The sequence below is a fragment of the Bradyrhizobium sp. Mp19 genome, from assembly GCF_029952935.1.
GTDB lineage: Bacteria > Pseudomonadota > Alphaproteobacteria > Rhizobiales > Xanthobacteraceae > Bradyrhizobium > Bradyrhizobium elkanii.
In genome coordinates this window covers 44,374-66,311 of sequence record NZ_JASAUT010000012.1, presented here as the reverse complement: position 1 = coordinate 66,311, position 21,938 = coordinate 44,374, and the positions used below count along the sequence as shown (strand labels likewise).

The window sequence follows — 21,938 nt, the reverse complement described above, 5'->3', positions numbered from 1 at the left end:
GCACAGATGCTGCCGCGGTACATGAGCCGGCTCACGTTGCGCGTGCGGTCCATGGAACATGAATGCTTCGCGCGCCTCGCGTCGTGCGCGGGTCAAGCCCGGCAATGAGAGGATATGAAAAGTCTAGGTTACGAGAAGAACGCGATCTTCTCGGCCTGGCTCATGCGGCGGATCGGCGCGAGTGGATCGTTGGCCGCGACGCTTGGCCTTTTCAGAAGACCGCTGGCGATGATCGTCGAGCCGAGTGAGATCTCCGCTGCGGGAGCAGGGGCAGGCTCAACGGCGGGCGGGATAGGTGGCGGCATCACCAGAGTCTCGGCAATCGCCGCTGCCGCTCGCGGTGGCGGCTCCATCTTGACCTCGACCTTCGGCGCGGGCGCCGGTGCAGGCTCAGGCTGAATGGCCGGCGCAACCATTTCCGGCTCGGCCGCCATCGCTTCGGCGACACGCATCTCTTCGGCGGCGCGCATTTCCTCCGCGATCGCCTCTTCGTCGATCGGATCGGGCGCACCCATCTCCATCGCGATCAGGTCAAGCACCGCCTCGTCATGGGCGTCGGCCGTCGCTTCGTCGGTGACGCGGGCGAGTTCTGCGGCCTCGGCTTCGGCCAGCGCCGCTTCAGCCTTGATCCAGGCTTCGCTCGGCTGCGGCATCACGGCCGTAGCGGCCTCAGTGCCGGGCACGGCGGCGGGAATCGCGGCTTCGACGTTCGGCGTCGCAGCGGCCTCCTGAGGCGGCGCTGGCGGTGTAGCGGCCATATCGGGGGCTGCACTTTCGCCCACCGGTGGCGGCGCGGGGGCCGCTGCCGGCGGCTCCGCAACCGGCGCCTCGGTCACATCAGGCTCAGCCGCAGTGTCCGGATCGAATTCGCTCAGGCGGCGCGCCAGCGCAGCGAAGCCGGCATCCAGCACGGCTTTGGCATCGTCCATCGAGACCTCGGCGGCGCCAGCCTCGATCGCGCTGACTTGCGAATCGATGATGTCGCAGATCCGGCCGTCATTGCCGATCTCGCGCAGCCGCCAGGAGATCTCCCTGATCACCCGCACGCCCTTGCGCACCGGCGCGAGGCTCCGCTCGAAGCTGATGCCGTCGAGCGCGGCGATGGCCGAGGCCTGGGCGGCCTCGATTGCGCCGCGCAGGGCGGCCAGCGCCTGCGCCAGCTGCTCGTCCCTGATCGCCGCTGCGGCGGCTTGCCGCTGCGCGCTGAGGCTTTCCTCGATCCGCGCCACCGCATCGAGCACCATGCGGGTATCGGCATTGCGGTTGCGCTTGGCGTATTCGCCGAGGAACCAGCGGCCCCGCGAAGTCTCCATGAAGGCCGCGCTGATCGCAGCATAGTCCTCCTCGCTCGGCAGGGCCGCGCGGGCGGATATCGGCGACAGGGCGAATGCTTCTTCGGCCATCACAATCTCTCCGCGCAAATCACTGCGCGTTACGCTAACGATCACCACGATATCGCGCGAATCGCAATTGAATTGATGTCTTCCGAATCACAAATCCCCATCGCAGCAAAGGTTGCATCGCGGCGATTCGCGAACCGACTCGCGGCATTCTACGCCACGCTGTTCGGCATGACCGGGGTTCATCTGCCGTTTTTCACGGTGTGGCTGAAGGCGATCGGCATCGACGCCACCTGGATCGGCATCATCACCGCGGTGCCGCCGGTGACGCGCTTCACCGTGCTGCCGCTGGTCACCGCGGCGGCGGAACGGCGCCAGATGCTGCGCGGCGCGATCATCGCCACCGGATTCGCCACGGCGTTCGGCTTTGCCGTGATCGGCACCCAGCACCAGCCGTTCGTGCTGCTGGCGATCTACGCGCTGACCTGCTGCGTCTGGACCCCGATGGTGCCGCTCACCGACGCCTATGCGCTGCGCGGCGTCAGGCAATTCGGCCTCAGCTACGGACCGCTGCGGCTCTGGGGCTCGGCCGCCTTCGCGGTCTGCGCGCTGGTGAGCGGCTTCCTGCTCCGCTATGTCGCGGAGGTCGACCTGATCTGGATCATCACGGCCGTGACGATGCTCGGCGCGCTGGTCGGGCTGACGCTGCGGCCGCTGGGCCGCCCAGTGGCTGCCGTCACACCTGCGGCCGGCGCGCCAAAACTGCTGCGCAATCCCACCTTCCTCGCCATCATCGTGTCCTCGGCGCTGATCCAGGGCAGCCACGGCGCCTATTACATCTTCGCATCGATCGCCTGGCAGCAGGCCGGCTTCAGCGGCCTGACGATCGCTTGTCTCTGGGTGCTCGGCGTGATCGCCGAGATCGTGCTGTTTGCGGCCTCGCCGCGCTTCACGCTGCCGTCGGCTGTGCTGGTGATGATCGCGGCGTCCAGTGCCGCGGCGCGCTGGGCGATCACCGCGCAGGACCCGCCGCTTGCGGTGCTTGCAGTTGTGCAGCTCGGACACGGGCTGAGCTTCGGCCTGACGCAGGTCGGCATCATGGGCCTGATGGTGCATCACGTGCCGGTTCACGTGATGGCGCGCGCGCAAGGCTATCTCACCGCCTGCGGCGGCATTGTCGCGAGCACCACGGCGATCGTCAGCGGCATGGTCTATGCGCGCTTCGGGCTCGGCGTCTACGACATGATGGCCGCAATGGCGGCCACGGGCGGGCTCGTGATGTGGCTGGCGCGTAAGCGCTTCATAGCGTTTTCAAGCGAAGTGGGGACCGGTTCGCGCTAGGAAAACGCGTCAACAAGAGAGCCGATTAGCCCCAGAGCGCGGCGTCGGGCGGATAGACCAGGCTGCCCTCGTAGCGCAGGCCGTGGTCGCGGTCCTTCGCCAGCAGCAGCGCGCCGTCGAGGTCGACGAAGCGTGCCTGCTGCGCGATCAGCATCGCCGGCGCCATCGCAAGCGAGGTCGCGACCATGCAGCCGATCATGATCTCGAAGCCGAGCGCACGGGCGGCATCCGCCATCGCCAGCGCTTCGGTCAGGCCGCCGGTCTTGTCGAGCTTGATGTTGACGGCGTCATAGCGGCCGCGCAGGCCGGCAAGCGAGCCACGGTCGCGCACGCTCTCGTCGGCGCAGACCGCAACCGGGCGCCGGATCCGCGCCAGCGCCTCGTCCTTGCCCGCCGGCAGCGGCTGCTCGATCAGGGTGACGCCGGCATCGGCGCAGGCCGCGAGATTGGCGGCGAGGTTGTCCTCGGTCCAGGCTTCGTTGGCGTCAACGATCAATTCGGATCGAGGCGCCGCTTTGCGCACGGCGGCGATCCGTGCGCCGTCGCCATCGCCGCCGAGCTTGATCTTGAGCAGCGCGCGATGCGCAGCCTTCGCGGTGGCCTCCGCCATCGCCTCGGGCGTCCCGAGCGAGATCGTATAGGCGGTGGTGCGCGGCCCCGGCGCGGGCCGGCCGAGCAGGTTCCAGATCCGTTTGCCGGCGCGTTTGGCCTCAAGGTCCGCCAGCGCGCAATCCAGCGCATTGCGGGCGGCGCCGGCGGGCATCCGGGCCTGCAAGGCGATGCGGTCCATGCCGCCGGCGAGTGGCGCCTGCATCGCCTGGATCGCCTGCAGCGTCGCCTCGGGCGTTTCGCCATAGCGCGGGTAGGGTACGCATTCGCCGCGGCCAATGAGGCCGCCCTGGCTTAGCTCGGCGACCACGACGATGGCCTCGGTCTTGGCGCCGCGGCTGATCGTGAAGGTCCCCGCGATCGGCCAGCGCTCGATCCGACCGGTCAGGGAAATCGCTCCGGATGGGGTGGAAGTCATTTTAAAGTCTACTATTTCCTGAACCGTAGCTTGCGACGTGCAGCCAACTATGGCTGTTTAGCGGCAGATTCGACAAGCCGATCCGGCAGCGCCGGAGATCAGCGTTAGCGGCAGCCAGCCGGCTTGAGGGGTAGGCAAAAGGTGAGCGGCGACCCGACACTGGAGCGGATAGCCCAAGGCGAAGGACTGGCGTTGTGTGCGGCGGGCAACTGGACCGCCCGCTTTGCCCCTGCGCTCGAGCGGATCGTCTCCGACGCGGAGAAGCTGCGCGGCAGCCGCCCGCACATCTTCATCGACGTGTCGCAGGTCGCGAGCCTCGACACCTTCGGCGCCTGGCTGATCGAGCGGCTGCGCCGCAGCCTCAGCGACGCCAGCGCGGAAGCCGAGATCGCGGGCCTGTCGGCCAATTATTCCAGCCTGGTCGACGAGGTCCGCCGCGTTGGCCCTGCGCCGAGGGTCGTCAGTGACCGGCTGTCGATATCAGGCATGCTCGAGCAGATCGGGCGCACCGTGGCCGGGATCGGCGGCACGATCATCGGCCTCGTCGACATGCTCGGCGCGGTGCTGGTGGCCGCGGGCAAGGTGCTGATCCATCCGCGCAGCTTCCGCCTGACCTCGACGGTGCATCACCTCGAACAGGTGTGCTGGCGCGCGGTGCCGATCGTGGTGCTGATCACCTTCCTGATCGGCTGCATCATCTCGCAGCAGGGCATCTTCCATTTCCGCAGGTTCGGCGCCGACATCTTCGTCGTCGACATGCTGGGCGTCCTGGTGCTGCGCGAGATCGGCGTGCTGCTGGTCGCGATCATGGTCGCGGGCCGTTCCGGCTCGGCCTACACCGCCGAGCTCGGCTCGATGAAGATGCGCGAGGAGATCGACGCGCTGCGCACTATGGGCTTCGATCCGATCGAGGTCCTGATCCTGCCGCGCATGCTGGCGCTGGTGCTGGCGCTGCCGATCCTGGCCTTTCTCGGCGCGATGGCCGCGCTCTATGGCGGCGGCCTGGTGGCTTGGCTCTATGGCGGCGTCGATCCGGAGGCCTTCCTGCTCCGCCTTCGTGATGCCATATCGATCGACCATTTCATCGTCGGCATGGTCAAGGCGCCTGTCATGGCGGCGGTGATCGGTATCGTTGCCTGCGTCGAAGGCCTTGCGGTACAGGGTTCGGCGGAGTCGCTCGGACAGCACACCACCGCATCGGTGGTGAAAGGGATCTTCTTCGTGATCGTGATGGACGGCGTGTTCGCGATCTTCTTCGCCTCGATCGGGATGTGATCATGGCGGAAGAGGACAACGACGCCATCATCCGGGTCCGCGACATTACCGTTCAATTCGGCAACACGCGCGTGCTCGACGGCCTCAACCTCGACGTCAGGCGCGGCGAGATCCTCGGCTTCGTCGGGCCCTCGGGCGCCGGCAAGTCGGTGCTGACGCGCACCATCATCGGGCTCGTGCCGAAGGTCGCCGGCCGCATCGAGGTGTTCGGCGTCGATCTCGACGCCGCGAGCACCTCGCAGCGCCGCGCCGTCGAGCGCCGCTGGGGCATCCTGTTCCAGCAGGGCGCGCTGTTCTCCTCGCTCACGGTGCGCCAGAACATCCAGTTTCCGGCGCGCGAGTATCTGCGCGTCTCGCAGCGGCTGCTCGACGAGATCATGGTGGCGAAACTCGTGATGGTCGGGCTGAAGCCGGAAGTCGCCGATCGTTATCCGTCGGAATTGTCGGGCGGCATGATCAAGCGCGTCGCGCTGGCGCGCGCACTCGCGCTCGATCCCGAGCTCGTGTTTCTCGACGAGCCGACCTCGGGTCTCGATCCGATCGGCGCCGGCGAGTTTGACGAGCTGGTGCGCACCCTGCAGCGCACTTTGGGGCTGACCGTTTTCATGGTAACGCACGATCTCGACAGTCTTTACACCGCGTGCGACCGTATCGCCGTTTTAGGGAACGGTAAGATCATTGCTGCAGGATCGATCGCCGACATGAAGGCATCGCAGCATCCATGGCTGCAGCAATATTTCAACGGCAAGCGCGCCCGTGCCGTTGTGGCCTAGCCCATGATCCCGAAACCTGGAGCCGATTTTCGGACGAAATCATGCGCCAACAGGGAATTCGACGGGCTCGAACGCAGGCTGACTGCGCGAGAGCCCAGAGTAATTAACGCGAGCAGTTGATGGAAACGCGGGCGAACTACGTCTTGATCGGGGCTTTCACGCTGGCGGTGATCGCCGCCGCGTTCGGCTTCGTGCTGTGGTTCCAGAGCCTCCACACCACCAAGCAGCGCAGCCCCTTGCGGGTGATCTTCGAAGGGCCGGCGTCAGGCCTGCGCAATGGCGGCAATGTCAATTTTAACGGTATTCGGATAGGGGAAGTGGTCTCGGTGAAGCTCGACAACCCGCGCCGCGTGGTCGCGCTGGCGATGATCGAGAACAACGCACCGCTCCGCAAGGACACCCTGGTCGGTCTCGAGTTCCAGGGTCTCACCGGCGTCGCCGCGATTTCGCTCAAGGGCGGCGAGGAGGCCGCGCCGCCGGTGCCGCTGGACGAGGACGGCATCCCGGTGCTGACCGCCGACCCGAATGCGCTGCAGGACGTCACCGAGGCGATCCGCGCCACGCTGCAAAACGTCAACCGCATCGTCGCCGACAATCAGCAGTCGGTGAAGAATTCGCTGAAGAATCTCGAGGTCTTCACCCAGGCGCTGGCGCGCAATTCCGAGAAGATCGACAACGTCATGCTCAAGGTCGACGGCGTGATGGGCAAGGCCGACAGCCTGATGCTGGGCCTCAATGCGATCGCGGGCGGCAACAATGGCAGCGAGCTGAACCTGATGGTGAAGTCGATCCGCGAGCTCGCCGAGGATCTCGACAAGCGCTCCAATCTCCTGATCAACGACGGCCGCAGGACGCTGTCCGACATCAGCCGCGCGGTGAATAATTTCGACCGCAATCCGAGCCGGGTGATCTTCGGCGGCAGCAACAACGCCGCACCCGAACCCGCGCCGGCACCTGCCACCGCGCCCGGGCCGCGGCGGCGGCAGTGACGTGGCGGCGAATAGTGCGTGGCGGATAGGGCTCGCTATCGGCCGCATCCCGTCATTGCGAGCGAAGCGAAGCAATCCATCGCCCCGCATGTTCGACAGTATGGATTGCTTCGTCGCTTACGCTCCTCGCAATGACGGCGGCTGATGCTGGCGCGCTGCTTTCGATACGTCGTTTGCGAGTCCAATCTCGAGCCCAAAACAAAAACGGAGACTTTCGGTCTCCGTTTTCCATTCGCTATTCGTTACTCGCTATTCGCCAGCTTATCCCAGCCGTCCCGCGGCGTGCGCGAGCAGGGTGTAGACCAGCCCGGTCTCCGAGGTGAGGTGGCTGCTCAGCTCCTGCTGGCCGCGGCCGTCGCGGGCGACTTCGTCGAGCAGGCGCTCGAACTCCGCGATGTAGCGGTCGACCGTCTGCTTGAAGCCGCGGTCGGAGCGGTACTTGCGGGCCACCTCATCGAAGGCCTTCTGGCCGGCTGGCGTGTAGAGGCGCTTGGAGAACGCCTTGTTCTCGCCGCGCTGGTAGCGATCAAGTCGGAGGCCAAGCGGTCTTAGGAAGACAAATATGTCTGGCAACTCCTTGGCTCACAGAACGACATGGCTACGATCCGACTTGCTGCTGGGCGTCGCGGCTCTGCGGGGCGGGCGGCGGCGCGTCGCTCCGGTTGAGCAGGTCGGACAGCCAGCCATCGCCATTGTTGTTGTTGGGGCCTGCCGGACTGACCGGCGGGGCCTCGGTGCGGCGCGAGCTCGCCATGCCGAGATCCGGCGGCGGCAGCGTCGAGGCGCTGTTGCCGTTGTCCCGCATGCGCACATCGCCGCGGCCGCCGGCGGCAGCCATCACCGGCTCCTCCTGGCGAATGCTGGCGCGGTTGGTGCTGACCACGTCGAGCCCGCGGCCGTGATGAGCGACGATGCGGTTCAACTCGGCAAGCGCCTCGATCTGGTCGACGATCACCTTACGCATCTGCGCGGTGTTCTCGGCGGCCTCCTGCGGCATCTCGAGCACGCCGCGGCGCAGCTCGTTGCGGGTGGACTCGAGCTCGTTGTGCATCTCGCTCGCCATCTGCTTCATCGCCGTGACCATCGCGGAGAACTTCTCCGTCGATTCCTTGAACATCGCATCGGTCTCGGCATTGCTCTGCTGGTAGAGGTCGTTCATGGCGTCGACGGTCTGCTGACGCTCGTTCTCGGCTGCCTGGCGCACCGCCTCGAACTGCCTGCTGATCGCAGCCGAACCGGCGCCTGCGGTCTCCGCCACCACGCGGGCGATGTCGCGGGCGCGTTCCTCCGCCGCTCCGAGCGATTCATCGAGCAGCCCGGTGAAGCGCGATAGCCGCTGGTCGAGATCGGTGGTGCGCAGGTCGATGGTCGTGACCAGCGCTTCCAGCGCCGACTTGCGCTCGCTGACGGAGGCCGTCGTCGAGCGGTTGGCCTGCTCGACCACGGCAGCCGCATCGATCAGCGCCTTGCCATGGGTCTCGAACTGGCTCGACAGCGCGCCGAGATCTTCCAGCGCCTTGCCGGTCTTGCTGTTGAACACCGTGAGCTGGTCTTCCAGCGTCTGGGTTGCCACGCCGTTGCGCGAGGTGACGTCGTTCATGGCGGACACGAAGTCGGCCACGCGGGTCACCAGCGCGCGCTCCAGCGAGTTGAGGTTGTCGTGGGCGCCGGTCAACACTTCCTGCAAGAGGATGTTGCCTTCGCGCAGCCGCTCGAACAGCGCGACCGTATCGGTGCGCAGGATCTTGCTGGTCTCCTGCATCTCCGTGACGGCCGAGATCGAGACCTGGCGCGACTGGTCGATCGCCGCGCGCGAGGCGTGCTCGAGCTCCTTGAGCGACTTCGCCACCGCGCCGGTCGCCTGATCGCCGGCCGAGGTGATGTTGCGCGCGACATCGCTGCCGTGGGCCGACATCGTCTGCGAGAAGGCGAGGCCGCGGGTTTCGATCGCCTTCAGCGCGTCCGCGGTGGCGCGATCCATGTCGCTCGACAGCTGCGTGGTCTTGGCGGTCAGCGCCTCGACAAGCGAGCCGCGGCGGCCGTCGACCATCTGCGACAGACGCTCGGTCTGCTGCTGCACATAGGTGACGATCTCGTCGGTCTTGCCGGTCATCGCCGAGCCGAAGGCGCTGGAGGCCGACAGCACCGAACGTTCGATGTCGGCGGAGGTCGTCTTGACCTTGGTCGAGACCTCGTTGGACATGGTGATCAGCGCGGCCTGCGCGTTCTGCGCCGAGGTCTGGATGTTGTCGGTGGTCTTGGCCGTGACCGCACCCAGCGCCCGCTCGATATCGGTCGAGAGCGTGCGGATCTGGGCGGCGGCATCGGCGGAGGTCGCCGCAAACGAGCCCTGGGCCTCGCGGGCGCTGCCCAGGATGGTCTGCGCGGTCTCCGCGCTGGCTGTGGTCAGCGAGCGCTCGATCTCGGCGGAGATCTCGCGGATCTGGCTTGCGGCCTCGCTGGAGGTTGCCACGAACGAGCTTTGGGCATCGCGAGCGCTGCCGAGGATCGCCTGCGCGGTGTTGGTGCCGACCGAGGTCAGGGTGCGCTCAACATCGACGGCCAGCGACTTGACGTGGTTGGCTGCCTCCGTCGACGCGGTGACGAGGGTGTTCTGCGCCTCGCGGGCGCCGGCCGTCAGCATCTCGACGGTGCCGGAGCCGGCCATCGACAGCGCACGCTGGATGTCGGCGGCAAGCGCAGACACCTTGGTCGCAGCGTCGGTCGACGCGTTGACCAGCGTGCTCTGGGCCTCACGCGCACCTGATGTGATCGATTCCGCGGTGGCGGAGCCTGCCATCGACAGCGAACGCTCCATGTCGGCCGCCAGCGAGCGGACCAGATCGGTGGCCTCGGTGGATGCGCCGGCCAGCGTGCTCTGGGCCTCGCGGGCGGAGGCGACGACGGCTTCCGCGGTGGCGGAGCCTGCCATCGACAGCGAGCGCTCGATGTCGGCTGACAGTGTCCGGACCAGGTTGGTGGCGTCGGTGGATGCGCCGGCGAGCGTGCTCTGGGCCTCGCGGGCGGAGGCGACGACGGCTTCCGCGGTGGCGGAGCCTGCCATCGACAGCGAGCGTTCGATGTCGGCCGACAGTGTCCGGACCAGATTGGTGGCGTCGGTCGACGCGCCGGCGAGCGTGCTCTGGGCCTCGCGGGCGGAAGCGACGATGGATTCCGCGGTGGCGGTGCCGGCGGTCGAGAGCGAGTGCTGAACGTCGGCCGCGAGCGTGCGGACCAGGTTGGCGGCTTCGGTGGATGCACCGGCGAGCGTGCTCTGGGCCTCGCGAGCGGAGGCGACGACGGCTTCGGCGGTCGCGGTGCCGGCCATCGAGAGCGAACGCTCGACGTCGCTGGCGAGCGACTTGACCTGGCCGGTGACGTCGGTCGAGGTCGCGATCAGCGTGGTCTGGGCCTCGCGGGCACCGGTCATGATCGCTTCGGCAGCGGCGGAGCCGGACATCGACAGCGACTGCTCGACATCGGCGGCGAGCGACTTGACCTGGCTTGCGGCTTCGACAGAGGCGCTGACCAGCGTGGTCTGCGCGTCGCGGGCGCCGGACAGCACGGAGGCTGCGGTGGCGCTGCCGGCCGCCTGCAGCGTGCGTTCGACATCCTCGGACAGCGACTTGATCTGCGAGGCGACGTCGCCGGAGGCCGAGACCAGCGACACTTGGGCGTCGCGGGCACTGGTGAGGATCGAGTTGGCGGCGCTGGTGCCGACGGCGGTCAGCACGCTCTCGACCTCGGCCGAGCTCAGCTTGAGCTGGTTGCCGACATCAGCGGACACGGTGAGCAGCGCCTGCTGCGCGGTGCGCGCGCCGGTCTGGATGGTTTCGCTGGTGTTGACCACGAGGTTGGTCAGCGAACGCTCGGCGTCCTCGACATGGGACTTGATGCTCGACGACAGCAGCTCGGCGCGGGACATCAGGTCCTCGCTCGCCTGGCGGCCGCTGCTCTCGATGCGGCCGGCGACGGCCTCGACGCGCGAACCCAGCAGGTCCTCGAACTGCGCGACGCGGGTGTCGATGTCGCCGGCGATGACGCCGACGCGGCTCTCGATGCCCTGCTGGATGTCGGCGAAGCGCGCCGAGATGGTGTCGGTCAGGTTCGAGCTGTGACCGTTGATGGTGTCGGCGAGGCGGGTGCTGTGGCCGTTGAGGGTGTCGACCAGGCGGATGCTGTGGCCGTCGATGGTCTCGGTGACGCCGTTGATGCGATGGTCGACCGCGGCGATCGCCTGCACGGTGCCTTCGGTCAGGGTGGTGGTGAGCAGGCCAAGCCGCGAGTCGATCGACTGGATCGCCTGGGAGGCGCCATCGGTCAGCTGGGTCGCGAGCGTGCCGAGATGGCCGTCGATGGTGTCGGTGACCGACTTGGCGCGGCTCTCGAAGGTGACCTCGAGGGACTTCATGCGACCGTCGATCGCGTCATCCAGCGACTGCAGGCGGCCGTCGAACGAGCCGATCTTGCCGGCGAGCGAACTATCGAACGACGACAGCTTGTCGGTCAGCGAGGCGTCGAGATTGGTGACGCGGCTGCCGAGCGTGGTCTCGAACTGCAGCAGGCGCTGGTCGAGCGAGGCGGTGATCTCGCCGCTGTTCGTGGTCACGCGATGGTCGAAGGTGTCGACATAGGTCTTCAGGCTGTCGGCGATGTCCTGGGTCCGTTGGCCCATGCGCTCGACGATGTCGCCGCCGAAGGTCTTCACCGTGCGGTCGAATTCAGAGATGTGGCGGGTGATCAGCGCGCCGAGCGTGCCGGAGTCGCGGGCGAATTTCTCGGCGAGCTCGCTGCCATGGTTTTTCACCAGGTCGTCGAACGCGCTCATCTGCAGCGACAGCGAGTCGTGCGCGGTCTCGGTCTGGCCCACCACCTTGGCGACCAGCGAGTTGACGGTGACGTCGAGCGCTTCGCTCGCCTTGTCGCCGGACGTCAGGATCTGGCCGGCGAGGCGGTTGCCGGCGTCGTCGATCTTGCTGACGAGGTCGTTGCTGCGCAGCTCGAGCTCGAGCAGCAGCGAGTCCGCGGAGTTCTTCAGGGAGTCGTGGACCTCTTCGGTGCGGTCGGAGATGCCGTCGACGATGACGGACGAACGCTGCTCGAACTCGCCGGTGATGCGGTCGATGCGCTCGTTCAGCAGCTCGTGGACGCGATCGGCCAGATCGACGAACTCGTCATGGACATGGCCGGTCTTGAAGTTGAGGCTGGTGGTCAGCCGCTCGGAGGCATCCATCACCGCGCGCGTGGTCTCGGCGCTGGCTTCCTCGAGGCGGTCGAGCAGGTCGCCGCCGCGCTCGCCGAGCGCGAGGATCATGTTGTCGCCGGCATGGCTCAGCGCGGTCGTGATGTGCTGGCCGCGCTCTTCCAGCGCGCCGGTGATGCTCTTGGCGACTTCGTCGACGCGCGAGGCGATCGCGTCCGAGATCAGCGCGATGTCGTGGCGCAGGTCGATCTGCACGCCGGAGATCGCGCTGCGCACCTGCTCGGCCTGGCCGACCAGGTTGTCGCGCTGGTGGGCGATGTCCTGCAGCAGCGCGCGGATGCGCACCTCGTTGTCGGAATAGGCGCGTTCCAGCGCCGCGACCTCGTTGGCAACGAGGGTCTCGAGTTCGCCGGCGCGCGCGATCGCGCGCTCGACGCCGTCGCCCATCGCCGCGACCTCGCGGCGGATCGCCTGGCCGACCGTCACCATGGAATCGGCGGCGGCGTTTTCCGGCTCGGAGAATCGCATCGCGACCTGCGCCATCGATTGCGCGATCATCTGCATGCGCTGACCGTGCGAGGCGAGGCTGGCGAGATAGTAGAACAGCAGGATCGGCACGGCGAACAGCGCGGCAAGGCCGGCGAGCACCAGGACGCCGGTGCCCTGGGCCATCGAGGCCTGCAGGGCCGGCCAGAACGCGATGGTGAGAATCACGCCGCCCAGCAGCCAGGCGCCGGAGCAGACAAAGAACAGCGTGAAGGCGTTGCGCGCGCGTCCTCCCTGCAGCGTCTGCAGCATCTGGCCGATGGTTTCGCGATCGTCGTTGGCGGCGCGGCGCGGCGCGCGCGGTTCTTCGATCGGCTCGAACGCCGAACGATCGGTATTACTCGGACGGGACTCGAACGATGCGGCTGAAAAATCGGCAGCGGGCGGCAGGTTCGGCGGCGCGGCGCCCTCGTTGAGGGGGCTGCGATTCTCCGCGCCCTGTTCGCTGATGTTGAGGGCTTCCTGGATGGCAGAAAGCGCGACTTCGGTGGGATCTTTGACCTTCTTGGGAGTGTTCGCCATGTTCAGTCTGAGCCCTCTCACTATTTTACGCGTCGGCGAGCCTGCGATCGTCCCCACGCAAGCTCGAAGCCGGTGCCCACAAGCGGAGCGCAAGCGGCCCCCTGGGCGGCTTGTCCGCTACATCCGCAAACATCCTATTGGGAGAGCGATGCGAATGAAATGCTTGCGATTAATACTTTCTTAATCATCGTTAACAGCTTTGCGCCATAAGGCCTTATGGGTACTCGAAATTCCGGCCGTAGCGCGTCGATTGTGTCCAGAAATTGTCCAGAATCGGGCGGTTTTGCCGATCATCCCGACAACAATCCGTTAACCAGTTTCGTGATTGGCTGGGCCAACGATCCCGCCGGCGAGGGCCCGGCGGAGACGACAGGGACAGGCCATGCCGCTTCATCTCGAACGGATCGAATGGACGCAATCGCCGCCGCTGGCGCCCGGCGCCGGGCCGATCGACGTCGATCATCTTCAGCGCATGACGCTGGGCGATCCGGGCCTCGAGCGGGAAGTGCTGGCCATGTTCGCGGCCCAGTCGGCCCGGATCCTCGGTGAACTGGCCGCCTTGCCGCCCGAGGCGGCGACCCACGCCCACACCCTGAAAGGATCGGCGCGGGCGATCGGTGCCTTCGGCGTCGCCGAGGCTGCGGCCCAGCTGGAGACCGCGCTGACCGGCGGTTCCGATGCGGCCCAGCCGCTTGCCGCGCTCGGTGCCGCGATTGCCGAGGCGCGCACGGCGATCGAGCTGATCCTGGGCCGCTCCTAGGCGTCCGGCGTCTCGGCAGCGCGCCGCGGCAGCTTGGGCGGCTTCCCAACCAGCGGGCAGGTTTTCGGTCTCCGCGCTAGCGCTGTGCGGATCGACCCGTTATACGACTGCCCGGGACCTTTCCATCCATCGTCCGGCGCATTCCGGCAGCACGAGCAATCATGGCCAAAATCCACTTTATCGACCATTCCGGCGAGAAACGCACAGTTGAGATCGAGAACGGCGCGACGGTGATGGAAGGTGCGATCCGCAACGCCATTCCCGGCATTGAAGCCGAATGCGGCGGCGCCTGCGCCTGTGCGACCTGCCATGTCTATGTCGATGAAGCCTGGCGCGAGAAGGTCGGCGCGCCGTCGCCGATGGAAGAGGACATGCTGGATTTCGGCTTCGACGTGCGTCCGAATTCGCGGCTGTCCTGCCAGATCAAGGTAACCGACGATCTCGACGGACTGGTCGTGTCGACGCCGGAGCGGCAGGCCTAAGATTCTTTCATTCGCCGTCCGGATTCACACCGCGACGGATCCAGCGGCGGAAGTTCTGCTTGACCTCCGCCGGCAGCGGCGTCGGCCTGCGCGCGGCCTCATCGATCATCACCGTGACCGCCTTCGCCGACGCCACGCATCTGCCTTCCGAAAACACCACCTGGTCGAAGGTGGTCGATGTGCGTCCAAACTTGACGAGACCGAGCCCGAGCTCGATCTGACCCGGCCAGTGCAGCTCGGCGCGGAAATGGATGTCGAGGCGCACCATGATCCAGCCGAGCCCCGCCGGCATCAGCCCCATGCTGCGGTCCTTCACCAGCGTGACGCGGCCGGTTTCAAAATAGCTCGCATAGACGGCGTTGTTGACGTGCCCGTTGGGGTCGAGATCGGCAAAGCGCACATTGTCGGACAGGCGATAGGGAAAGTCTTCCAGGCGCGGTGCATCGTCGGCGCGGACAGGGGCGTTCACGAGGGGGATCTCCGTCGGTTTCCCGCCCATACAGCCGAGTTGCGCAGGCTCGGCAAGGGGTTGCCGCGCCAGCCGCTGCCCCTATTATGCATGTCGCGATCCGGCCCACTTGGCTGGACAGGCGAAAAAGCCGTCCAGTCGACCTCAACTGTAAAGAAGCGGACATGAGCGAAGCGATCAAGACCGATGTGCTGATTATTGGCGCGGGCCCCTGCGGACTGTTCGCCGTGTTCGAACTGGGCCTGCTCGACATGAAGGTGCATCTGGTCGACATCCTCGACAAGATCGGCGGGCAGTGTGCCGAGCTCTATCCCGAGAAACCGATCTACGACATTCCCGGAATTCCCTTCGTCACCGGCCAGGGCCTCACCGAGCAGTTGATGGAGCAGATCAAGCCGTTCAATCCGACCTTCCATCTCAACGAGATGGTGGAGAGCATCGAAAAGATCGGCGATCCCCTGTTCCGCGTGAAGACCGATGCCGGCAAGGAGTTCGAGTGCAAGGTCGTCGTGATCTCGGCCGGTGGCGGTTCGTTCCAGCCGAAGCGTCCGCCGGTGCCGGGCATCGAGGCCTATGAAGGCACGTCGGTGTTTTATGCCGTGCGCAAGATGGAGCAGTTCCGCGACAAGAACATCCTGATCGTCGGCGGCGGCGACTCCGCGCTCGACTGGACGCTCAACCTGCATCCGATCGCCCAGCGCATCACGCTGCTGCACCGGCGTGACGATTTCCGCGCAGCGCCGCACAGCGTCGAGCAGATGCGTGCGCTGGTTGCCGACGGCAAGATGGATCTGAAGATCGGCCAGGTCACGGGGCTCGAAGGCGCCAATGGCCAGCTCTCGGGCGCCGCGCTCAAGAGTAACGACAATGCGGTCTCGACGATCGCCTGCGATACGATGCTGCCGTTCTTCGGGCTCACCATGAAGCTCGGTCCGGTCGCGAACTGGGGCGTTGCGCTGGAGAACAATCTGGTGCCGGTCGACACCGCGGCGTTCGAGACCAACGTGTCCGGCATCTTCGCGATCGGCGACATCAACACCTATCCGGGCAAGCTCAAGCTCATTCTCTCCGGCTTCCACGAGGGTGCGTTGATGGCGCAGAAGGCGCACCGCTACGTGTATCCGGACAAGCGGCTGGTGTTCCAGTACACAACCTCGTCATCGAGTCTGCAGAAGAAGCTTGGGGTGCACTGATTCCACTCGAGCAGAGACCAATGCCAGAGGCATGGGCCATTTGCTGCGCGGCGCGGGTACTGGAACCCTCCGTGAAATGGCCGTAGTCTGCTTGTACCCGAGTTGGTCGATCGATCAGGTGATGATGATGCGGAACACGCTATCCAGACTTCGGCTGATCCTCGCGATCGCCACGGCCTTTGCGCTAGCTGCTCCGCTTGCGGCCTCGGCGGCCGACCCGTCGGCGGCCGGCCTGTGGCAAAAGGTCGAAGACGGCAAGCCCGAGGGCTGGTTCCTGGTGATCGAGCGCAATGGTCTGTTCGAAGGCATGATCGCAAAGATGTTTTCATCGCCCGGCGATCCGCCCAATCCGGTCTGCTCGAAATGCACCGACGATCGCAAGGACATGCCGTGGCTCGGCATTCCCCTCATCCGCGACATGAAGCGCAACGGGCTCGCCTATGAAGGCGGCAACGTGCTCGATCCGCGCAACGGCAAGGTCTACAAGGCCAAGATGACGTTGAGCGCCGATGGTCAGACGCTGACGATGCGCGGCTTTCTCGGCATCTCGCTGTTCGGCAAGGATGAGGTCTGGACCCGGCTGCCTGACACCGCGGTGGCCCAGCTCGATCCCGCGATCGTCGCCAAATATCTGCCGGCGCAAGCCGCGGTGGCGAAGCCGGCGGCGCCGGTGCCCGCGACGAAGCGGCACTAACACTTCTCTCTGGCTAACGCTCCGATCTGCGCGCGCTCACGCTCCGCTCTTGCGTGGCAGCGTGAGCGTTCAGCGCTGTCCCGTCGGTGCAATCGGCATCGGCAGTGGCGCGACCGGCTCGGAAATCACTTCAGGCACGGCGGTGTTCAATTGCAGCACGGTGGCGGCCGCGGGGACCGCGGCATCGGCCATCGCCGCATGGCCTTCGGCGCTCGGATGCACCGCGCCGCCATACACCGCCGACAGGATGCCCCATGTCGCGTCGTGGATGTCGCTTGGCTGCATCGAGGACGGCAGGCCCTGCGGGTAGGTCATCGCCGTGAAGTAGCTGTCATTGGCGTCGCGGATCCAGCGCGCGCGCGGCAGATAGGCGCGGTATTCGCCGGCGCTGCGGCCGCATTTGAGCGGCTGGTTGGCCGCGGCGACGATGTCCGACACGAAGCTGTCGCCATTGGCGGCGAAGCAGTCGCGGTCGAATTCCGGATCGGTCGACGCGCGTGCGCAGAAGCCATGGCTCGCAAACGCGTCCTGATGCGCATCGACGAAGGTCATGCGGTCGGCCTGCGGATTGCGGCAGATGATGCCGGACTGGCACTGCGCGATCGCCTTGAGCTGCGGCAGGAACTCGTTCTGCACGAAGCTCGAGACCGACGCGAGGCGTTTGGGATCGGCGTTGAAAGAGGGATGGATCTCGAAGCCGGCGCGGCCGCCGGGGCAGGGTGCGCCGCCGTTGGCGAGCGCCGGATTGGCATAGGCCGTGTAGATCACGTGCGAGAGATCGCCGCCGACCAGCGGCTTCAGTGCATCGCGCAGCTTGGCAAAATCGGCCGGCAGGTCGCGCGCCAGTGCCGAACGGGCATCGTCGACGCTGGCCATCGAGCCGCCGCGGCTGAACAGCGTGCGCTCGGTCGGCGTGTCGACGATCACGTTGGCGACGAGGCCGGAGAAGTAGATGTCGTTGGCGCCGATCGACAGCAGCACGAGGTCGAGGGTGCGGTCGGGCTGACGGCGCTTGGCGGCGGCGAGTGCCGTGCGCAGCTCCGCGATCTGGCCGTTGACGGTGCCCGAGCAGGTGTTGGCTGTCTTCGTCGGCAGGCATTCCCGCGCCTGCTGCGAGCCGAGCAGGCCGTCGGAGATGGTGGCGCCGGTGCAGGCCAGCGGCAGATAGGTCACCGCGATGTGCGGATATTGCACGGCGAGCGCGAGCGCCGTGCGGGTCTGGTAGCTGTACAGCGACCGGTGACAGGCCGAGTTGAGCCACAGCGCGCTCTGGCGCTGCCAGTTGGTCAGGGTGTCCGGTGCTTCGCAGGCGCGGCCGCCTTTGTAGCCCGCGCGGCTCGGCCGGTAATATTGCGCCCCGCCGAGATAGGAGCGGAAGCAGAACCCCTCGTCGGAGAGCGCAATCGCGCGGTCGGGATTGCCCTCGCCGGATGCGATGCTGTCGCCGAGGCCCGCGATCAGCAAGTCGCGTACCTCGATCGGCGTCGTCACGCGCTGGTTGGCGTCCGAGCCGCTCGCGACGTCGACGGTCGCGACCGTGGTGCGGCCGTAGCGGACGCGAAGATTGACCGGCTCGGCGCAATCGAATGTCGAGGATTGCGGCCCGTCGCCGTCGTCGAACGACCAGGCGCAGGTCGCGCCGACCGGAACCGGTCCGGTGAGCCGCACGACGATCGGATGATCGATCGGCGTCAGATAGCTTTCCTTGACGTTGTCGCGCATGCAGGGCTCGCTGACGCGGCCCTGCAGGTCGATGCAGAGCCGGTTCACGGTGTTGCGCGCCCAGCCGCGGCCGTCGCTTTGCAGTTCCAGCGCCTGTTCCGAGGCCAGCACGCTGCGGCCAAGCCCGCTTTCGACATGCAGGCGGAAGTCGCGTTCCTCGCGGAACAGGCGGAAGCGGTTGCGGACCTCCCAGGAGATCTGCAGCTGATTATCCTGCGCGTCCGCCGCTGATGCGAATACCGCTGCCAGCGCGCTGCCGAGCAGCACGCTGCAGACCGTCACCCGAAACGAAAATCGAACCAAAAAGCCAATCATGGCGCGGTTTGACGCGAGCGGTACGGCGAAAATAAGAGAAGCGGCTGCGAGGATCAAAAATCCGGGGTCGAGGGGCCCCGCACGAGGGCCGATAACGTTGTCTGTTACCGTTTCAGCTGCCTGACCCGCTGCTGCCGGCTTTCGATCGGTTGCCGCACGGTCGCCGAAGCCGTGCAGGCTTGGCTTAGTCGTTTCCGCTCTTGCCAGGGCTGCACCACGTTGAGCCAGAGCTCGCGCATGCCCATGATCGAGATCGAAATCCCGAACGGGATCAGGAAGTAGAGGATGCGGAACACGACCAGCGTCGCCAGCAATTGTTCCTTGCTGAACTCCGGCAGCGCCACCAGCATCGCGGCGTCGAACACGCCGATCGAGCCGGGGGCGTGGCTGGCGAAGCCGAGCAGCGTCGCCAGGATGAACACGACCGCCAGCGAGACGAAGTCGATATGCGGCTCGGTCGGCATCAGCAGGTACATTGCAAGCGCGCAGAAGCCGAGATCGACCACGCCGATCAGGATCTGCAACAGCGTCAGCTTGGCCGAGGGCAGCACCACCTTCCAGCCGTTCTGGCCGAGCTCGCGGCGCTTCTCGCCGGTCAGGAGCCAGACGAAATAGGCGCCGATGCCGGCAAGGCAGCCGAGCGCGATCAGCCGGTTCATCGCCGGCGGCAGCAGGTCCATCGCCGACGCCGCCGCCGGGTGCCAGGCCATGCCGAAGCCGAGCACGAACAAATTGCCGAGCCAGAAGGTCAGGCCCGACAGAAAGCAGATCTTGGCGACGTCGATCGCGGAGAGGCCGTAATCGGAATAGATCCGGAAGCGGATCGCGCCGCCGGTGAAGACCGTGGCGCCGATATTGTGGCCGATCGTGTAGCTCGTGAAGCTCGACAGCGCTGCGATGCGGTAGGGGACATGGATCTTGCCGATCGTGCGCAGCGCGAAGAAGTCGTAGAAGGTCAGCGTGCAGAACGCCCCGACCACGCAGAGAGCCGCCAGCGCGATCCGATGCGGCGCGATGTTGGTGAGCGCGGTGAGAATGATGCCGGTATCGACGCCCTTCAGGGTGTGAACAAGCGACGTGATCGCGAACGCGATGATCAACACACTCGCGGCGATCCCGAGCCGTTTCCAGCCGATCTTTTCCTTGAAACCACGCCCAAGCGTGGTCAGCAGCCGAAGCATTCATCCTCCCGGCGGGGCGGCAATTTCAGTGGGACCCGGTCACGGACGGCGACGGGTGACGGGCAAACGCACCGTACGCGATGACCCATAAGGCAAAACCGATGCGTTGTGCAGCCCTTGACAAGCCAAGCTTCGGCCCTCGTCCAGCGTCATTGTCATATTGGCTACATATGTTCTCGCTCTGCGGAATGTGAGTCGCAGGACGGCGACGGGGCCACTGCATGTTCCGCCGTTCCAAGCGATTTCGTCGGCTTTTTCGCCGATTTTGCCGCCGTTCCGGCGTCGATGCGGGTCAGTTGGCGCGAGGCGAATAGACGATATGCATCAGCACGGGGACGCCTGAGCCGGCTGTGGCGTTTACCAAAGTGTGAAGTCGACGCGCGCTTGCGCATGATCCGCCCTGCGCTCGGGGCCAAGTGAGGCGCGCGAGGGCGGTCCGTAGGTCTATTGAGGCAAAACGCCGCGCAAGCGGGCCGCCGTCGGGCAGGCCGGCCAGGCATGCGATTTCACACTTCGATCGGTGGCGAAGTGTTGCGGCGAAACGAAGGCCTATGTCTCGCATTGGTTGCCGAGAGCAAGGACAAGACCATGCAACAGACATCCCTGAACGTCCGGCACATGCCGCCGGACCGGCGCGCAGCGTCGCATCAGCAAACGAGCGGGCTTGCGGCGACGTTGACGCTCGCCGCGATGAGTCTCGGCTATGGCGTCGTGCAGCTCGACGTCACCATCGTCAACACGGCGCTCAATGCGATCGGCTCTTCGCTCGGCGGCGGCGTTGCCGAACTGCAATGGGTGGTCAGCGCCTACACGATTGCCTTTGCGGCCTTCATCCTGACTGCGGGCGCGCTCGGCGACCGGATCGGCGCCAAGCGCATCTTCATGGCCGGGTTTGCGATCTTCACCGCGGCATCGGTTGCCTGCGCGGTCGCGCCTGATGCGGCGACGCTGATCGCCGCCCGCTGCGTGCAGGGGCTGGCCGCGGCCATCCTGGTGCCGAACTCGCTGGCGCTGCTCCGCCATGCCTATGAAGACGAGAAGGCGCGGGGACGCGCGGTCGGGGTCTGGGCCGCGGGCGCGAGCCTTGCGCTGACCGCCGGCCCGTTCGTCGGCGGCGGACTGATCGCGCTGGTCGGCTGGCGCGCGATCTTTCTGGTCAACCTGCCGATCGGCCTCGCCGGCTTGTGGCTCGCCTGGCGCTTCGCCAACGAAACCACGCGTCATCAGCAACACCGGCTCGATCTGCCGGGTCAAGTCGCGGCGATCGCCGCGCTCGGCACGCTGGCCGGCGCGCTGATCGAAGGCGGCGCGCTCGGCTGGGGCAACCCGTTCGTGATCGCGGGCTTCGTTCTCGCCGCCGTCTTCTCCGTGCTGTTCGTCTGGCGTGAGGCGCGCGCGCCGCAGCCGATGCTGCCGCTCTCGCTGTTCCGCCAACGGATGTTTGCCCTGACCTCGCTGGTCGGACTCCTGGTCAATGTCGCGTTCTACGGCCTGATCTTCGTGCTCAGCCTCTACTTCCAGCAGGTCAACGGCCTGTCGGCGTTCGCCACCGGCCTCGCGTTTGTGCCGATGCTCGGCGCCGTGCTGCCCGCCAACCTGATCGCGCCGCATGTCGCGGAGCGGATCGGCGCGCCGGCGACAATCGCGCTCGGTGCAACGCACTCCGCCGCCGGATGTCTGGCGCTGCTGTTCATCGGCCCCGGCACGAGCTATCTCGCGATCTGCCTGCAATTGCTGGCCATGAGCGGCGGCCTCGGCCTGCTGGTGCCGCCCCTGACATCGGCGCTGCTCGGCAGTGCCGAGCCGCAGCATGCCGGCATCGCGGCAGGGGTGCTTAACGCGACCCGGCAGACCGGCAGCGTGCTCGGTGTCGCGCTGTTCGGCTCGATGGTCAGCCGGTCCGCGGCCTTCATCGCCGGCCTGCATGCGGCGCTCGTCATCTCCGCCGGCGTGTTGCTGGCGGCCGCTGCGCTGATCTGGATCGGCGCATGGTCACAGACTCGGCGTTGAGACGAACCGCAGCGAGGCATCTCCGCCTTGCGCTGGCTCGATCGCCTGCATTCAAGGCTTCTTCACCATGCGTGGAACCCTGCTGCAGTGCGGTTA

At 66.5% G+C, this 21,938-nt stretch carries 14 protein-coding genes and 1 pseudogene; 9 read left to right on the top strand and 6 right to left on the bottom strand.

The features are described 5' to 3' along the window. Nucleotides 1-128: 128 nt before the first annotated feature. Nucleotides 129-1,403 (bottom strand): hypothetical protein, encoded by a 1,275-nt coding sequence (locus tag QJT82_RS16445; protein ID WP_028341634.1) that lies wholly within the window; start codon nt 1,401-1,403, stop codon nt 129-131. A 75-nt stretch (nt 1,404-1,478) separates the two neighbouring features. Here QJT82_RS16445 and QJT82_RS16440 point away from each other — a divergent pair, with 75 nt between their 5' ends. Then, a complete protein-coding gene (locus QJT82_RS16440; RefSeq protein WP_028341635.1) occupies nt 1,479-2,681 on the top strand; it encodes an MFS transporter in 1,203 nt (400 codons plus the stop codon). 25 nt (nt 2,682-2,706) lie between these two features. Here the strand turns inward: QJT82_RS16440 and dgcA are convergent, their stop codons facing one another. Continuing rightward, nucleotides 2,707-3,708: an N-acetyl-D-Glu racemase DgcA gene (gene dgcA / locus QJT82_RS16435; RefSeq protein ID WP_028341636.1), complete on the bottom strand. Its 1,002-nt coding sequence runs from the start codon at nt 3,706-3,708 to the stop codon at nt 2,707-2,709. Between the two features lie 141 nt (nt 3,709-3,849). Here dgcA and QJT82_RS16430 point away from each other — a divergent pair, with 141 nt between their 5' ends. From QJT82_RS16430 to QJT82_RS16420, 3 genes are all read left to right on the top strand, one after another. Next, nucleotides 3,850-4,983 (top strand): ABC transporter permease, encoded by a 1,134-nt coding sequence (locus QJT82_RS16430; RefSeq protein ID WP_028341637.1) that lies wholly within the window; start codon nt 3,850-3,852, stop codon nt 4,981-4,983. A gap of 2 nt (nt 4,984-4,985) precedes the next feature. Further along, a complete protein-coding gene (locus QJT82_RS16425) occupies nt 4,986-5,756 on the top strand; it encodes an ABC transporter ATP-binding protein (protein ID WP_028338275.1) in 771 nt (256 codons plus the stop codon). Between the two features lie 119 nt (nt 5,757-5,875). After that, nucleotides 5,876-6,745 (top strand): MlaD family protein, encoded by an 870-nt coding sequence (locus tag QJT82_RS16420; RefSeq protein ID WP_028341638.1) that lies wholly within the window; start codon nt 5,876-5,878, stop codon nt 6,743-6,745. Between the two features lie 261 nt (nt 6,746-7,006). On the opposite strand, the pseudogene QJT82_RS16415 reads toward QJT82_RS16420, so the two are convergent. Then, nucleotides 7,007-13,016: pseudogene (locus tag QJT82_RS16415) on the bottom strand (negative regulator of septation ring formation). A gap of 382 nt (nt 13,017-13,398) precedes the next feature. Here QJT82_RS16415 and QJT82_RS16410 point away from each other — a divergent pair. Then, nucleotides 13,399-13,776 carry an Hpt domain-containing protein gene (locus QJT82_RS16410; protein WP_028341640.1) on the top strand — a complete coding sequence of 126 codons (378 nt, stop codon included), beginning with the start codon at nt 13,399-13,401 and terminating at the stop codon, nt 13,774-13,776. A 161-nt stretch (nt 13,777-13,937) separates the two neighbouring features. Beyond that, nucleotides 13,938-14,258 (top strand): 2Fe-2S iron-sulfur cluster-binding protein, encoded by a 321-nt coding sequence (locus QJT82_RS16405; protein WP_018272592.1) that lies wholly within the window; start codon nt 13,938-13,940, stop codon nt 14,256-14,258. A 7-nt stretch (nt 14,259-14,265) separates the two neighbouring features. Here the strand turns inward: QJT82_RS16405 and QJT82_RS16400 are convergent, their stop codons facing one another. Further along, nucleotides 14,266-14,727 carry an acyl-CoA thioesterase gene (locus tag QJT82_RS16400; RefSeq protein ID WP_028341641.1) on the bottom strand — a complete coding sequence of 154 codons (462 nt, stop codon included), beginning with the start codon at nt 14,725-14,727 and terminating at the stop codon, nt 14,266-14,268. Nucleotides 14,728-14,891: 164 nt separating this feature from the next. Between QJT82_RS16400 and QJT82_RS16395 the strand changes: the two genes are divergently transcribed. Further along, entirely contained in the window at nt 14,892-15,920 is a 1,029-nt protein-coding gene (locus QJT82_RS16395; protein WP_028341642.1) for an NAD(P)/FAD-dependent oxidoreductase, read from the top strand. 127 nt (nt 15,921-16,047) lie between these two features. Continuing rightward, entirely contained in the window at nt 16,048-16,614 is a 567-nt protein-coding gene (locus tag QJT82_RS16390; protein WP_026193022.1) for a DUF2147 domain-containing protein, read from the top strand. 69 nt (nt 16,615-16,683) lie between these two features. Here QJT82_RS16390 and QJT82_RS16385 read toward each other — a convergent pair whose 3' ends face one another. Further along, nucleotides 16,684-18,600, bottom strand: coding sequence for a hypothetical protein (locus QJT82_RS16385; protein ID WP_245288764.1), 1,917 nt, complete (start codon nt 18,598-18,600; stop codon nt 16,684-16,686). Nucleotides 18,601-18,755: 155 nt separating this feature from the next. Continuing rightward, nucleotides 18,756-19,832, bottom strand: coding sequence for a YbhN family protein (locus QJT82_RS16380; protein WP_028337716.1), 1,077 nt, complete (start codon nt 19,830-19,832; stop codon nt 18,756-18,758). Between the two features lie 618 nt (nt 19,833-20,450). Between QJT82_RS16380 and QJT82_RS16375 the strand changes: the two genes are divergently transcribed. Continuing rightward, nucleotides 20,451-21,842, top strand: a complete 1,392-nt coding sequence (locus QJT82_RS16375; protein ID WP_051447939.1) for an MFS transporter — start codon at nt 20,451-20,453, stop codon at nt 21,840-21,842. The last annotated feature ends 96 nt before the right edge of the window (nt 21,843-21,938 follow it).

Bases quoted from the DNA above. Each gene is read 5' to 3' on its own strand.
- QJT82_RS16445 (WP_028341634.1), bottom strand. From the start codon at position 1,403: ATGGCCGAAGAAGCATTCGCCCTGTCGCCGATATCCGCCCGCGCGGCC.
- QJT82_RS16440 (WP_028341635.1), top strand. From the start codon at position 1,479: ATGTCTTCCGAATCACAAATCCCCATCGCAGCAAAGGTTGCATCGCGG.
- dgcA (WP_028341636.1), bottom strand. From the start codon at position 3,708: ATGACTTCCACCCCATCCGGAGCGATTTCCCTGACCGGTCGGATCGAG.
- QJT82_RS16425 (WP_028338275.1), top strand. From the start codon at position 4,986: ATGGCGGAAGAGGACAACGACGCCATCATCCGGGTCCGCGACATTACC.
- QJT82_RS16420 (WP_028341638.1), top strand. From the start codon at position 5,876: ATGGAAACGCGGGCGAACTACGTCTTGATCGGGGCTTTCACGCTGGCG.
- QJT82_RS16410 (WP_028341640.1), top strand. From the start codon at position 13,399: ATGCCGCTTCATCTCGAACGGATCGAATGGACGCAATCGCCGCCGCTG.
- QJT82_RS16405 (WP_018272592.1), top strand. From the start codon at position 13,938: ATGGCCAAAATCCACTTTATCGACCATTCCGGCGAGAAACGCACAGTT.
- QJT82_RS16395 (WP_028341642.1), top strand. From the start codon at position 14,892: ATGAGCGAAGCGATCAAGACCGATGTGCTGATTATTGGCGCGGGCCCC.
- QJT82_RS16390 (WP_026193022.1), top strand. From the start codon at position 16,048: ATGCGGAACACGCTATCCAGACTTCGGCTGATCCTCGCGATCGCCACG.
- QJT82_RS16380 (WP_028337716.1), bottom strand. From the start codon at position 19,832: ATGCTTCGGCTGCTGACCACGCTTGGGCGTGGTTTCAAGGAAAAGATC.
- QJT82_RS16375 (WP_051447939.1), top strand. From the start codon at position 20,451: ATGCCGCCGGACCGGCGCGCAGCGTCGCATCAGCAAACGAGCGGGCTT.